Origin of the sequence: Microbacterium sp. bgisy207, from assembly GCF_965345035.1 — a bacterium.
Lineage (GTDB): Bacteria > Actinomycetota > Actinomycetes > Actinomycetales > Microbacteriaceae > Microbacterium.
Map to the genome: position 1 here is coordinate 139,431 of NZ_CBDRMG010000005.1, position 13,211 is coordinate 152,641.

Genomic DNA, 13,211 nt, shown 5'->3' on the forward strand with positions numbered 1-13,211 from the left:
CTTCGGGTACCGGCCGGCGTGCGAGAAGCGCCGCAGAAAGGAGACAGCCGTGGCATCACGGGAACGGGGACTGGGGTCCCGTTTCGGATACATGGTCGCCCGGTTGAAGGTCATCGACCTGCCTTCGGTCATCGAGCGCGCCCGCGAGGTGTCCGCCCAGTTCCATAAGTGGACGCCGCTGATCGTCCTGGACATGTTCTGGCAGGCGACGTTCCATCAGGTGGGATTCCAGGACTACGTCGACTACGACTTCGCGATCCTGAACCGCCGAGAGCGGCGGACGATGATGACCCACCCGCACTCGAACAAGTACTCGTACACCTTCGATGACCCGGAGTACCGCGGGATCTTCTACGACAAGTGGGAGTTCGACCGGGTCTTCTCGGAGTATCTGGGACGGGACTGGATGATGGTCGACGATGACAACGTCGACCAGTTGCGCGCCTTCGGCCAGGCGCATCCGGTGCTGATCACGAAGAAGCAGGCCGGGCGCTCGGGCGCCGCGATCAACCGGTACTACTCTGCGCAGATCGAGGACTGGGATGACTTCCACGCGCAACTGCGCGCGCGGGGTGAGCTGCTGATCGAAGAGAACATCACTCAGCATCCGGATGTCGCCGCGGTCTGCGCCGGCACCGTCAACTCGACACGCGTCGCGGCCTTCTTCGACGGCGAGAAGACCCACATTCTGGCGATTGCGCAGAAGTTCGGTCGCGGTCAGGTCGCCGATCAGATGGACTTCGGCGGGTTCTACACGATGCTCGATCCGGAGACCGGAGCCGCCCTGGGTGACGGGTACGACTCGCACGGGCACGTCCACAAGTACCACCCGGACTCGGGATATCCGATCGCGGAGTTCCAACTTCCGATGTTCGACGAGGTCATCGCGTTCGTCGACAAGGTCGCTCGCCACGTCCCGCAGGTGCAGTATGTCGGGTGGGACGTCGCGGTGACTCCCACCGGCCCCGTGCTGATCGAAGGCAACTGGGCGACGGGGGTCTACGAGAACAAGCCCAGCGTGCTCGGCGTACGCACCGGCCACCGTCCGCGGTACCAGAAGGCGATGGGCTTTTGATCAGTCCCACCGGGCCGCGCGTGCGGCTGAGCCGTTCGGCGCTCGTCGACGGCGCGACGCACGCGCTCGAGACGGGGGGAACGGATGCTGTCGCCGATCTCCGACGCGACGCGTACGGCCACGGTGTGGGGTTCGTCGTCGAGGTGCTCGCGCCCCTCGGCATCCGTGCCGCGCAGCTGGATCCGGCATCCGTACCGACGGCTGCCGCCGCGGGGATCACGGCTGTCGGCGGCGAGGTCACCCTCGAGCCGGCACGTGTCTTCGGGCTCCCGGGGGTGGAGCTCTCGCCCCTCGGCGCCGGAGACAGCGTGTCGCGACCGGTCATGAGTCTGGTCGGATCCGTGCTCTCGATCAAAGCGCTGCGCGCCGGCGAGGGCGTCTCGTACAACTACACGCACATCGCGCCCGAGGACACCCGGATCGCTCTGGTCTCGGGCGGTTTCGGCCAGGGCGTCGCGCGGTCCCTCGGCAACCGCGCGACCGTCGAGATCCGCGGCGCGCTCCACCCGATCGTCGGGCGCGTCGCGATGGACGTGTGCGTTGTCGACATCGGTGACGCTCAGAGCGCCCGCGGTGATGAGGTGGTCTACTTCGGCGGTGCGGGTCCGGCCGGACCCGCATTGGCGACATGGGTGGCGGCAAGCGGGCTCACCGCGGCCGAACTCGTCTGTGCCCTGGGCCTGCGGCTGCCGCGGGAGGTGGTCGAGTGAGCGCGCGGATGGTCGTCGATCTGGCGCGGCTGCTGGCAGACATCGATGTGCTGCGCGAGCGGATCGCGCCGGCGGAGTACATGCTCGTGGTCAAGAACGACGCGTATGGTCACGGTGTCGATCGCGTCGTGGCGGCCGCCGCCGCACACGGGGTGCGCTGGTTCGGCGCCTTCGACGTGCCGATGGGCGTTCGTGCGAGGGCGGCGGCGGGCGCCGATGCGCGGATCTTCTCCTGGGTGACCATCACCCAGCCCGAGATCGCCATTGCGCTGGATGCGGGCATCGAGCTCGGCGTGGGCGACGCTGCCTACCTGGAGGATGTCGCGGTCGTCTCGGCCGGGCGGGCCGCCGCGGTGCACCTGAAGGTCGACACGGGCCTCCACCGCAACGGCGTCCGCCCGGAGGACTGGCCGGCGTTCGTGGCGCGCGCCGCAGCGCTCGAGGAGCGGGGCGACATCCGGGTCGCCGGGTTGTGGAGCCATATCGCCGAGACCAGCGACGAGGACGACGACCAGTCCCGGGCGCTGTTTCTCGACGCGGTCCGCATCGCCGAACAGGCCGGCCTGCGGCCCGAGGTGCGGCACCTGGCCGCCAGCGCTGCCGCATTCGCACGTCCTGAGTTCCGGTTCGATCTCGTGCGATTCGGCGCGTTCAGCTACGGCATCCGTTCGACCGGCGGACCCGATCTTCTCGGCATCGTGCCGGCGGCGACGCTGATCGCCACCGTCTCTGGCGTGGGCGAGGCCGGGGTGGAAGTCGCCTACGGGGCGCTCGACGGGCTGCCCTCGACGCTCGCTGGTCGGATGTCCGTCGGAACCGCGGCTGGTCCGCGCGCCGTGCGCGAGATCGGCCCGGCATGCATGGTGGTCGAGCCGTGGCCAGGCGCCGCGCCGGGCGAGGACGTCTTCGTGTTCGGCCCGGGGACCCACGGCGAGTCGAGCGTGACGACTCTGGCCGAGGCGATCGGCACTGTCGGTGAAGAGATCATCGTGCGGGTATCGCCGCTCGTTCCGCGCCTCTACGTGTGATCACCCCGCGCCTGCGGCCGCGGTGGGCGCAGCGGCGGGCGTCGTGGCGTGGCATCCGGTGAGCTGAGCGGACTACACCCAACGCCCCCGCGCAGCGAACCCACAGATCAGGAGGGGTACTGACCCCGTCGCACCTGGGCCTTGGGGAGCCGCATGAAGCGCATCTGAACACTGCGCATCGCCGCGTACCAACCGAGACCCTTCTCGACCTTGGATGCGCCGAACTTGTCGCGCACCGCGCGCTTGACGCGGATCGAGGTGATGATCATGTCGCCGATGACGAAGAAGATGAACAGCCACAGGGCGACGAACGACCAGTACTGGATGAAGTTCAGCGGGATGAAGGTCGCAATGATGACCACGACCATCGCCGGCATGACGGCCTCGCCCAGGTGCCAGCCGGCGTCGACGAAGTCGCGGACGAACTTGCGTTGCGGACCCTGATCGCGCGCCGGTAGGTACTTCTGCTCGCCATTGGCCATGCCGATGCGCGCGCGTTCGCGAGCGGCGGCGAGTTCTGCCTTGCGCTGCGCCTTCGCTTCCTTCGTATCCGGAACGAGCGGGCGCTTGCGGGCGGCTTCCCGCTCGGCGCGGGTCGGCGTTGCCCGACCTTTCCCGGCGGTCGACGTCGACGCGCCGTTCGGTGCCTCGGGGGCGGGGGTCTTGGCCACGATGATCCTCGGTGTCGCGTTGCGGGTAGTCCTTAAGATTACCCGCATGACTGATAACGCCGCCCGCTCCGATGCTGTCCGTGACGCCGCCGAGGCCGGCATCCCCCGCGCGCTGGCCGATCTGGGCGATTTGGTGCGGATCCCGTCGATCGCGTGGCCGTCGATGGACCAGCAGCAGCTGGTGCGCAGCGCCGAAGCCGTCGCGGCCCTGGCAGAGGGCACGGGCGTCTTCGATTCCGTCACGGTGAAGCGGGCGGCGATTCCCGGCACTGACGAGCTCGGGCAGCCCGCCGTGCTGGCCACCCGTGCCGCTCGGAACGGACGTCCCACAGTCCTGCTGTACGCGCACCACGACGTACAGCCTGTGGGCGACGAGGCGCTCTGGGAGACACCGCCGTTCCAGCCGACCGTGCGCGACGGTCGCTTGTACGGCCGGGGCGCCGCCGACGACAAGGCGGGGATCATGGTGCACATCGGTGCGATCCGCGCGCTCACCGACGCGCTCGGGCCCGACCTCGATGTGGGGCTGGCGCTGTTCATCGAGGGGGAGGAGGAGTACGGCTCGCGCTCGTTCGCTCAGTTCCTCCGAGACAACGCCGACGCGCTCAGATCCGACGTCATCGTGGTCGCCGACTCCGGCAACTGGGACGACCGGACGCCGGGCCTGACCGTCTCCCTGCGTGGCAATGCGCGATTCTCGATGCGCGTGCGCACCCTCGAGCACGCATCGCACTCGGGAATGTTCGGGGGAGCGGTCCCCGATGCCATGCTCGCGACCATCACGCTCCTTGCCACGCTGTGGGATGCCGAGGGCGCCGTTGCGGTGGAGGGCTTGGCCTCTCGCGAGGCGGAGACTCCCGAGTACAGCGAGAGCACGTTGCGGTCGGAGACCGGGCTGATCGACGGCGTCGCCCCGATCGGCCGCGGATCGATCATCGGTCGGATCTGGAACGAGCCGTCGATCACCGTGATCGGGATCGACGCCACCGACGTGGCATCGGCGTCGAACACACTCGCCCCGGAGGTGACTGTCGTCATCAGCGCGCGTGTGGCGCCCGGTCAGTCGGCCGCCGATGCCTACGCGGCGTTGGAGGCGCACCTTCGCGCTCACGCGCCGTTCGGCGCGCAGGTGGAGTTCTTCGATGTCGACCTGGGCGACCCGTTCCTCGTCGACACCTCCGGGTGGGCGGTGCAGGACGTGCGTGAGGCGCTCACCGAGGGGTACGGGGTCGAACCGGTCGATATCGGCGTCGGTGGGTCGATCCCGTTCATCGCCGACCTCGTGCGGGAGTTCCCGGGAGCGCAGATCCTCGTCACGGGAGTCGAGGATCCGCACTCTCGCGCTCACAGCCCCAACGAGTCCCTGCACCTCGACACCTTCCGTAACGCGCTGATCTCGGAAGCCCTTCTGCTGGCGAAGCTGGACGCGCGCACCCTCTGATTCGGAGGCGTGCCCGCCGTGTGCCGTGGGAGCGGGCGTAGAATTTCAGCATCCACCCCGACGGCACCAGCCGATAAGGAGAGTCATGACCGACACCGCACTGACCACGGACCAGACCGCGCGCGAGCACGGCGTCGCGCTCACGGACGCCGCGGCCGCCAAGGTGAAGAGCCTGCTCGATCAGGAAGGCCGCGACGACCTGCGTCTTCGCGTGGCCGTGCAGCCCGGCGGATGCAGCGGTCTCATCTACCAGCTGTACTTCGACGAGCGCTATCTCGACGGCGACAAGACCGTCGACTTCGATGGCGTGGAAGTCATCGTCGACGACATGAGCGTGCCCTACCTCGACGGTGCCACGATCGACTTCAAGGACACGATCTCCGAGCAGGGTTTCACGATCGACAACCCCAACGCGCAGGGTAGCTGCGCGTGTGGTGACAGCTTCCACTGACCCTCCCAAGCTTCAGCCTCCCGGAAGGCTGACCTTCAGTACCCCGAAAGTGACCGGATGCTGAGTGGTTGGCCTCAAGGAGGTGTGAGGTTGCCCTAGACTGACCACAGTCACACTTCGCAACGTGGAAAGGTGCGCCTGTGCCCTCCAATCGCCGACTCCGCTGGGTTCTTCTACCGGTTGGTGCCGCCGCGGCCGTGGTGCTCGCAGGATGCACGCCGACGGAGCTCAACGGGTATCTCCCGGGCTTCGTCGAGGACGGAACTCCCGCGACCAATCACACCGAAATGGTCTCCGGACTCTGGGTGAACTCGTGGATCGTCCTGCTCGCCGTCGGTGTCGTCACCTGGGCGCTCATGGGATGGGCAGCCATCGCCTACCGTCGCCGCAAGGGGCAGACGGGCCTGCCGGTGCAGCTGCGCTACAACATGCCGATCGAGATCTTCTACACGGTCGTGCCGTTCATCCTGGTGCTGGGCTTCTTCGCCTTCACCGCGCGGGACCAGGCGATCATCGAGACGCAGTACGAAGACCCCGACGTGTCGATCACCGCCATCGGCAAGCAGTGGGCGTGGGACTTCCAGTACAACGGCGACGAGGAGGACAACTCCGACGCCGTTTGGACGATGGGCATCCAGGCTCAGCCCGATAAGAACGGCGACATCGACCAGGAGCAGCTGCCGACGCTGTACCTGCCCGTCGACCAGACGGTGCAGATCAAGCTGCAGTCGCGCGATGTCATCCACTCCTTCTGGATCATCGACTTCCTCTACAAGAAGGACATGTACATCGGGAAGGACAACTTCTGGTCCTTCACCCCGACCCGAGAGGGCACCTACGCCGGCAAGTGCGCCGAGCTCTGTGGTGAGTACCACTCGATGATGCTCTTCAACGTCAAGGTCGTGAGCGCCGAGGAGTACGAGGACTACCTCGCAAGTCTCGAGGCAAAGGGTCAGACCGGCGACATCAACGACGCATACGACCGCCTGCAGAACACGCCGAACGATCCCACGGATCCCTCGGTCCAGCAGTCAGATGAGGGGAACGAGTGATGGCCACCACGCTGCCGCTTCAGGACGCGGACTCGTCGCGCCCGCGCACTCTGCCCGCACGCCAGGCGGCGCTGATGTCGTCCTCGCGCGTCGAGCAAAAGGGCAACATCATCGTCAAGTGGATCACCTCCACTGACCACAAGACGATCGGGTACATGTACCTGATCGCGTCGTTCCTGTTCTTCCTGCTCGGCGGCGTGATGGCGCTCATCATCCGTGCCGAGCTGTTCGAGCCGGGCATGCAGGTCTTGCCGACCAAAGAGCAGTACAACCAGCTGTTCACGATGCATGGCACGATCATGCTGCTCATGTTCGCGACGCCTCTGTTCGCGGGCTTTGCCAACGCGATCCTGCCGCTGCAGATCGGTGCACCTGACGTCGCGTTCCCGCGCCTGAACGCTTTCGCGTTCTGGTTGTTCCTGTTCGGGTCGATCATTGCGATCTCCGGCTTCCTGACCCCGCAGGGCGCGGCTTCCTTCGGCTGGTTCGCGTATCAACCACTCGCGAACGCATCCTTCTCACCAGGCGTCGGCGGTAATCTCTGGATGCTCGGGCTCGGCATGAGCGGCTTCGGAACGATTCTCGGTGCCGTGAACTTCATCACCACCGTCATCACGATGCGCGCACCCGGCATGACGATGTGGCGCATGCCGATCTTCACCTGGAACACGCTCATCACGAGCATCCTGATCCTCATGGCCTTCCCGGTGCTGGCCGCCGCGATCTTCGCCGCCGCCGCCGACCGCGTGCTCGGTGCGCACATCTACGACCCACAGAACGGGGGCGTGCTGCTGTGGCAGCACCTGTTCTGGTTCTTCGGTCACCCCGAGGTGTACATCATCGCGCTGCCGTTCTTCGGCATCGTGTCCGAGATCTTCCCGGTCTTCAGCCGCAAGCCGATCTTCGGTTACAAGACGCTCGTGTACGCGACGATCGCGATCGCCGCTCTCTCGGTCGCTGTGTGGGCGCACCACATGTACGTCACCGGCTCGGTGCTGCTGCCGTTCTTCGCCCTGATGACCATGCTCATCGCCGTCCCGACAGGCGTGAAGATCTTCAACTGGATCGGAACGATGTGGCGAGGGTCGGTGACCTTCGAGACACCGATGACCTTCGCGCTCGGCTTCCTCGTCTCGTTCGTCTTCGGTGGGCTGACCGGTGTCATCCTCGCGTCGCCGCCGCTGGACTTCGCACTGTCGGACTCGTACTTCGTCGTCGCGCACTTCCACTACGTCATCTTCGGAACCGTCGTGTTCGCGATGTTCGCCGGCTTCTACTTCTGGTGGCCGAAGTGGACAGGCCGGATGCTCAACGAGCGCCTCGGGTACGTGCACTTCTGGCTGCTGTTCATCGGCTTCCACATGACCTTCCTCGTCCAGCACTGGCTGGGTGTCGAAGGTATGGTCCGCCGCTACGCTGACTACGCGGAAGCTGACGGATTCACGTGGCAGAACCAGTTGTCGACAGTTGGTGCCATGCTCCTCGCGGTCTCGATGATTCCGTTCCTGCTGAATGTGTGGATCACCGCTCGGAAGGCGCCCAAGGTCACGGTCAACGACCCGTGGGGTTACGGTGGATCGCTCGAGTGGGCCACTTCGTGCCCGCCGCCGCGCCACAACTTCACGTCGATCCCGCGCATCCGCAGCGAACGCCCGGCGTTCGACCTCAACCACCCGGAAGCTGCGCCGATGACGGTTGGTGTCGGCCCGGCGAAGGATGCTCCGCACACACCGGTTGTGGATCTTGCCGATGGGAAGGTGAAGTAGTCCGATGCGTACCAACGTCGCGCTCTGGTGGATTCTGGCGGGCTTCTTCGCTCTCGTCGGTGTCGTCTACACGATCTGGAGCCTTTTCTGGTACGGCAACGTCGAGTGGGTCGGCACGATCGCGCTAATCTTCACTGCCCTCATGGGCGCACTGATCGCCTTCTACACCGGTGCGGTTCGACGCGCTCAGGGCGGCGAGCTGCCCGAGGACACCCTCACGGCAGACATCGACGACGGCGACCCCGAGATCGGTGAGTTCAGCCCGTGGTCGTGGTGGCCGATTGTGCTCGCTTTCTCGGCAGCGATCGCCATCATCGGTCTCTCGGTGGGCGCGTGGATGGTGCCGATCGGGTTCGGTATCTTCCTGGTCGCGATCGTCGGTTGGGTCTACGAGTACTACCGCGGCTACTTCGCTCGCTGAGTACCGCGCGGAGCGCGCTCTTCCGCGCTGCGCGCTCGACGTCTGGGCCCGGCGGGGCTAGACGCTGATCAGCGGGCGCGTTGAACGAGGAGTACGCCGCCGATCACGATGACGGCGCCGATGAGCTCGTTCAGTGTGAACCGTTCTCCGAGCACGATGATCCCGAGTGCCACGCCGACCACGGGGATCACGTAGGTGACGGTTGACGCGCCGACCGCGCCCCATTCGCTGACGACTCGTGTGTTCCAGACATAGACGATTCCGGTCCCGAGGCACCCGAGGGCCAGGAGCGCCAGAATCGGCGCGGGAGCCCATGCGACGGGCGCGAGGCCGATGGCGGGCACGAGCACCAGGGCGAGTACGCCTGCGACAGCCATCTGCGTCGACGCGATCGTGACGCTGTCATGGTTGTGGGTTCCCGTGATGAAGCGCCGCATCCACCCCAGGGCGATGCCGTAGGACGCGGTGGCCCCCAGGCAGGCGAGCTGCGCGGGAAGCGATGCCGTGAACTCGGGGGAGGTGACAACGTCCCAGATGCCCATGACAATCGCGACACCGACAGCGCCGATGATCACCCCGATCAGTCGCCGTGCCGTCATCCGCTCGCTCGGAAGAACGACGACGGCAACGAGCATCGTCCACAACGGTGTGGTCGCGTTCAGGATGGCCGACAATCCCGACGGCAGGCTCTGAGCGGCCCACGCGAACAGCAGGAAGGGCACGATGCAGAAGAAGACTGCGACGACGATCATGTGCAGCCACAGGCGTCTCTCTCGCGGCCACCGTCGACGCGTGAGCGTCATGATCGCGGCGAGCGTCACGGAGCCCAGGATGATGCGTCCCAGAGCCACCTGAGCAGGGTCGAAGGAGTCAACCGCAACCTTCATGAAGAGGAAACTCGCTCCCCACACCAGCGACAGCGCCGCGAACATGAGGACCACGGTGCTGGAGCGCGCTGGCGCGAGAGTCGGCGACGAGGACACGACGGTCACGCTACTCGCCGGGGCGGCCAGGGCACTGGCGGGAATCGGACCCCTCGTTCACCGGCGCACGATCATCACGAGCGGGTCGAACTCGCGGGGGAGCGGACCGTCATCGTTCTCGGTCGGCTGGCCTTCCCGTGCCCAGTATTCGAACCCCCCGATCATCTCCTTGACCGCGTAGCCGAGCTTTGCGAACTCGAGCGCCCCCTTGACGCCGGCGTTGCAGCCCGGGCTCCAGCAGTACACGACGACAGTGGCGTCCGGGGCAATCTCGCGCGGGGCGCGCTCCGCGATCTCGCGGTAGGGCATATGGATCGCGCCGGTGATGCGTCCCTGGCGCCAGGCGTCGACGCCGCGCACATCGACGAGCACGATGTCTTCTCCGGCCTTCTGAGCGGCGTACACGTCCGACGGATCGGTCTCGTGGGCGAGGCGGGTGGCGAAGAAGTCTGCGCTGCTCATGATGCCGACACTAGAGGCAAGTCATGACATTGAGAGCGCCGCAGGCACCCTCCTGCGGCCACGTTTCGGCCGGATCCTGCCATTGCCCGCTGCAGTGAGATGCGGGCAACGGCGCGGGCCCGACATCCGTGGATGCCGGGCCCGCGCACTGGTTGATTCGGGACTACTTCGTGTCGCCGCTGGGGTGAACGTCGTCGTCAGGATCGACATCCGTGTTCGACGTGCCCTTATCGGCAGCCGTGTTCTCCACGACCTGGTCAGTGACGATCACGTTCGTCGGGCGAACAGCCGTCTCGGACTGCTTGCCGTCGGTGATCGGGTGGTGCGGAGCATCCGGAACCCCGGCGCGCTCGTGCATCGCCTGGATCTCCGCATCCTCCTGCTCGGCAATGTGGTCGAGTTCGTGATGCTGGTGCGAGAGCGCCTCGTCGATCTCGGCCTGCGTCACCGGTGCGAGGCGGTCCTCGAAGAACCACCGCGACAGCGCCGCGCGGAAGTTCTGGTGCCACGGGATCGTCCCGCGAGAGTTCGGGCGCACCACCAGCGGTTCGTAGGTCTCGAAGTCCACGAGCTTCCAGCGCTCGTACTCGTCGACGGGCTGGTGAACCTCGATGTACTCGCCGCCGGGGAGGCGGACGATGCGGCCGGACTCGTAGCCGTGCAGTGCGATCTCACGATCCTTCTTCTGCAGGGCGATCGCGATCCGCTTGGTCACGAAGTACGCGATGACGGGTCCGACGAACAGCAGGACCTGCAGCGTGTGGATGACGCCTTCCATCGTGACCCAGAAGTGGGTGGCGATGATGTCGGACGACGCCGCCGCCCACAGCACGGCGTAGAACGTCACGCCCGCGGCGCCGATCGCGGTGCGGGTCGGGGCGTTGCGCGGACGCTGCGCGATGTGGTGCTCGCGCTTGTCGCCGGTGATCCACGCCTCGATGAACGGGTAGAACGCAACCAGGGCGATGAACAGCACCAGGACGGTGATCGGGAGGATGATGTTCCACGACCAGGTGTGATCCCAGAACACCGTCTCCAGGTGCGGGGGCACGAGACGCAGCGCACCGTCGGCGAAGCCGATGTACCAGTCAGGCTGCGTGCCCGCCGACACCGGCGACGGGTCGTACGGCCCGTAGTTCCAGATGGGGTTGATCGTGAACAAAGACGCGATCAGCACGATGACGCCGAAGACGATGAAGAAGAACCCGCCCATCTTCGAGGCGTAGACCGGCAGCATCGGGTAGCCCACGACGTTGTCGTTCGTGCGGCCGGGGCCGGCGAACTGCGTGTGCTTGTTCACGATCATGAGGATCAGGTGCGCCGCGAGGAGCGCGACCAGGATCGCCGGCAGCAGCAGGATGTGCAGCGTGTAGAGGCGACCCACGATCTGCATCCCGGGGAACTCGCCGCCGAACAGCAGGAACGAGGTCCAGGTACCGATCAGCGGGATGCCCTTGATCATGCCGTCGATGATGCGAAGACCGTTGCCCGAGAGCAGGTCGTCGGGGAGGGAGTAGCCGGTGAAGCCCTCACCCATCGCGAGGACGAACAGCACGAAGCCGATGAGCCAGTTGAGCTCGCGGGGCTTGCGGAAGGCGCCGGTGAAGAACACGCGCAGCATGTGCACGCCGATGCCGGCGATGAACACGAGCGCGGCCCAGTGGTGGATCTGGCGGACGAGCAGGCCGCCACGGATGTCGAACGAGATCCGCAGAGTCGAGTCCAGCGCCGCGGACATCTCGACGCCGCGCATCGGGATGTAGGCGCCGGTGTAGTGCGTCGGCACCATCGAGGCCTGGAAGAAGAACGTCAGGAACGTCCCCGACAGCAGGACGACCACGAAGCTCCACAGCGCGATCTCACCGAGCATGAACGACCAGTGGTCGGGGAAGATCTTGCGTCCGAGCTCCTTGACCAGGCCGGAGAGGCTGGTGCGCTCGTCGATGTAGTTGGCGGTGGCGCCGACGAAGCGGCCGCCGAGCGGCTTTTCCCTGGTGGTACCGACGGCCGTCTCGTCAGTAGCGGTGGCGGTGCTCAATGGCGCTCCCAGAAGCTCGGGCCGACGGGTTCGGTGAAGTCGCTCTGCGCGACGAGGTAACCCTCGTCATCCACTTCGATGGGCAGCTGCGGCAGCGGACGGGCAGCCGGGCCGAAGATGACCTTGGCGCCGTCCGAGACGTCGAACTGCGACTGGTGGCACGGGCACAGCAGGTGGTGGGTCTGCTGCTCGTAGAGGGCCACGGGGCAGCCGACGTGCGTGCAGACCTTCGAGTACGCGACGATGCCGTCGTACGACCAGCTCGCCCGCTCGGGGGTCTCGGTGATCTGCTCGGGAAGCATCCTGACCAGCAGGACGATCGCCTTGGCCTTCTCCTCCAGGTATCCGTCCTCGTGGCTGAGGTCGGCGAGCGGCTCGGGGATGACGTGCACGGCGGAGCCGAGGGTCACTTCGGATGCCTTGATCGGCGTTCCCTCGGGGTCCTTGGCGAGCCGCATCCCGGGCTTCCACATCGTGTGGCTGAGCAGGAAGACGGGGTCGCCCGCGTGCGGACGTTCCGGCGTGGACTCGGGGGCGAGGCCACGGAACAGCGTGATCGCGGGGAGGATCGACGCGATGAGCGCCGCGAAGAGGCCACCGCGGATGACGGTGCGGCGACCGAACCCGGACTCCTCGTTCGCTGCTTCGAAGACGGCGACCGCTCCGGCACGAGTCGCATCGGTGCCGCGCGTGGGGTGGCGGGCCTCCGTGTGCTCCTTGTCGGACATCACAGCCTTGGACCAGTGGATGGCCGCGACGCCGATCGCCAGCAGCGCGAGGGCGATGCCGAGACCGACGAAGAGATTGTTGTCACGGATCGCGGGGATCTCGCCGCTCTCGATCGGGAAGATCATGTAGGCGGCGACCGCCCACAGCGATCCTGCGACCGAGATGTAGAAGAGCGTGTAGATCGTGCGCACGGCGCGCTTCATCGCGGCCGGGTCCTTGTCGGTCATCCGCACGCGATGAGGCGGAAGCTCAGGGTTACGCACGGGGTCGGTGACGGCGACGGCCGTCCCCGACGAGGGCTGGTACGACGCCCTGTCGAGGTCGTGCGGGTCGTCCTCGTGTGCCATGGTGCTCCTCTAGCGTCTTGCTGCGTATTCGGCGTGC

At 66.4% G+C, this 13,211-nt stretch carries 13 protein-coding genes; 8 read left to right on the forward strand and 5 right to left on the reverse strand.

Annotated features, from left to right (window positions below; genetic code table 11):
• Positions 1 to 49 precede the first annotated feature (49 nt).
• The 3 genes from ACSGC5_RS06335 to ACSGC5_RS06345 are packed head-to-tail and all read left to right on the forward strand — an operon-like array spanning position 50 to position 2,813.
• Positions 50 to 1,075 (forward strand): sugar-transfer associated ATP-grasp domain-containing protein, encoded by a 1,026-nt coding sequence (locus ACSGC5_RS06335; RefSeq protein WP_434969775.1) that lies wholly within the window; start codon positions 50 to 52, stop codon positions 1,073 to 1,075.
• Positions 1,072 to 1,785, forward strand: a complete 714-nt coding sequence (locus tag ACSGC5_RS06340) for an alanine racemase (RefSeq protein ID WP_434969777.1) — start codon at positions 1,072 to 1,074, stop codon at positions 1,783 to 1,785. The genes ACSGC5_RS06335 and ACSGC5_RS06340 overlap by 4 nt, the downstream gene beginning before the upstream one ends.
• Complete coding sequence (locus tag ACSGC5_RS06345) at positions 1,782 to 2,813, forward strand: alanine racemase (protein WP_434969778.1); 1,032 nt, start codon at positions 1,782 to 1,784, stop codon at positions 2,811 to 2,813. Before ACSGC5_RS06340 ends, ACSGC5_RS06345 begins: the two co-directional genes overlap by 4 nt.
• A gap of 107 nt (positions 2,814 to 2,920) precedes the next feature.
• Here the strand turns inward: ACSGC5_RS06345 and ACSGC5_RS06350 are convergent, their stop codons facing one another.
• Complete coding sequence (locus ACSGC5_RS06350; RefSeq protein WP_434969779.1) at positions 2,921 to 3,484, reverse strand: DUF3043 domain-containing protein; 564 nt, start codon at positions 3,482 to 3,484, stop codon at positions 2,921 to 2,923.
• Between the two features lie 46 nt (positions 3,485 to 3,530).
• On the opposite strand from ACSGC5_RS06350, the gene ACSGC5_RS06355 reads away from it, so the two are divergent.
• From ACSGC5_RS06355 to ACSGC5_RS06375, 5 genes are all read left to right on the forward strand, one after another.
• Positions 3,531 to 4,925 (forward strand): dipeptidase, encoded by a 1,395-nt coding sequence (locus tag ACSGC5_RS06355; protein WP_434969781.1) that lies wholly within the window; start codon positions 3,531 to 3,533, stop codon positions 4,923 to 4,925.
• Positions 4,926 to 5,010: 85 nt separating this feature from the next.
• Positions 5,011 to 5,376 (forward strand): iron-sulfur cluster insertion protein ErpA, encoded by a 366-nt coding sequence (erpA, locus tag ACSGC5_RS06360; RefSeq protein ID WP_434969782.1) that lies wholly within the window; start codon positions 5,011 to 5,013, stop codon positions 5,374 to 5,376.
• Positions 5,377 to 5,516: 140 nt separating this feature from the next.
• Positions 5,517 to 6,428 (forward strand): aa3-type cytochrome oxidase subunit II, encoded by a 912-nt coding sequence (gene ctaC, locus ACSGC5_RS06365; RefSeq protein ID WP_434969784.1) that lies wholly within the window; start codon positions 5,517 to 5,519, stop codon positions 6,426 to 6,428.
• The gene (gene ctaD, locus ACSGC5_RS06370; RefSeq protein ID WP_434969785.1) at positions 6,428 to 8,194 is read left to right on the forward strand and encodes an aa3-type cytochrome oxidase subunit I; all 1,767 of its coding nucleotides are present in this window, start codon (positions 6,428 to 6,430) and stop codon (positions 8,192 to 8,194) included. Before ctaC ends, ctaD begins: the two co-directional genes overlap by 1 nt.
• Positions 8,195 to 8,198: 4 nt before the next feature.
• Positions 8,199 to 8,615: a cytochrome c oxidase subunit 4 gene (locus tag ACSGC5_RS06375; RefSeq protein ID WP_434969786.1), complete on the forward strand. Its 417-nt coding sequence runs from the start codon at positions 8,199 to 8,201 to the stop codon at positions 8,613 to 8,615.
• A 68-nt stretch (positions 8,616 to 8,683) separates the two neighbouring features.
• Here the strand turns inward: ACSGC5_RS06375 and ACSGC5_RS06380 are convergent, their stop codons facing one another.
• The 4 genes from ACSGC5_RS06380 to qcrA form a co-directional block, all read right to left on the reverse strand.
• Positions 8,684 to 9,598 carry a DMT family transporter gene (locus tag ACSGC5_RS06380; protein WP_434969787.1) on the reverse strand — a complete coding sequence of 305 codons (915 nt, stop codon included), beginning with the start codon at positions 9,596 to 9,598 and terminating at the stop codon, positions 8,684 to 8,686.
• A gap of 57 nt (positions 9,599 to 9,655) precedes the next feature.
• Positions 9,656 to 10,060 (reverse strand): rhodanese-like domain-containing protein, encoded by a 405-nt coding sequence (locus ACSGC5_RS06385; RefSeq protein WP_434969789.1) that lies wholly within the window; start codon positions 10,058 to 10,060, stop codon positions 9,656 to 9,658.
• Between the two features lie 163 nt (positions 10,061 to 10,223).
• Positions 10,224 to 12,098, reverse strand: coding sequence for a cytochrome bc1 complex cytochrome b subunit (qcrB, locus tag ACSGC5_RS06390; protein ID WP_434969790.1), 1,875 nt, complete (start codon positions 12,096 to 12,098; stop codon positions 10,224 to 10,226).
• A complete protein-coding gene (gene qcrA / locus ACSGC5_RS06395) occupies positions 12,095 to 13,174 on the reverse strand; it encodes a cytochrome bc1 complex Rieske iron-sulfur subunit (RefSeq protein ID WP_434969791.1) in 1,080 nt (359 codons plus the stop codon). The genes qcrB and qcrA overlap by 4 nt, the downstream gene beginning before the upstream one ends.
• Between the last annotated feature and the right edge of the window lie 37 nt (positions 13,175 to 13,211).

Excerpts from the sequence above, each read along its gene's own strand:
- ACSGC5_RS06355 (WP_434969781.1), top strand. The coding sequence starts at position 3,531 with ATGACTGATAACGCCGCCCGCTCCGATGCTGTCCGTGACGCCGCCGAG.
- erpA (WP_434969782.1), top strand. The coding sequence starts at position 5,011 with ATGACCGACACCGCACTGACCACGGACCAGACCGCGCGCGAGCACGGC.
- ctaD (WP_434969785.1), top strand. The coding sequence starts at position 6,428 with ATGGCCACCACGCTGCCGCTTCAGGACGCGGACTCGTCGCGCCCGCGC.
- ACSGC5_RS06375 (WP_434969786.1), top strand. The coding sequence starts at position 8,199 with ATGCGTACCAACGTCGCGCTCTGGTGGATTCTGGCGGGCTTCTTCGCT.
- ACSGC5_RS06385 (WP_434969789.1), bottom strand. The coding sequence starts at position 10,060 with ATGAGCAGCGCAGACTTCTTCGCCACCCGCCTCGCCCACGAGACCGAT.
- qcrA (WP_434969791.1), bottom strand. The coding sequence starts at position 13,174 with ATGGCACACGAGGACGACCCGCACGACCTCGACAGGGCGTCGTACCAG.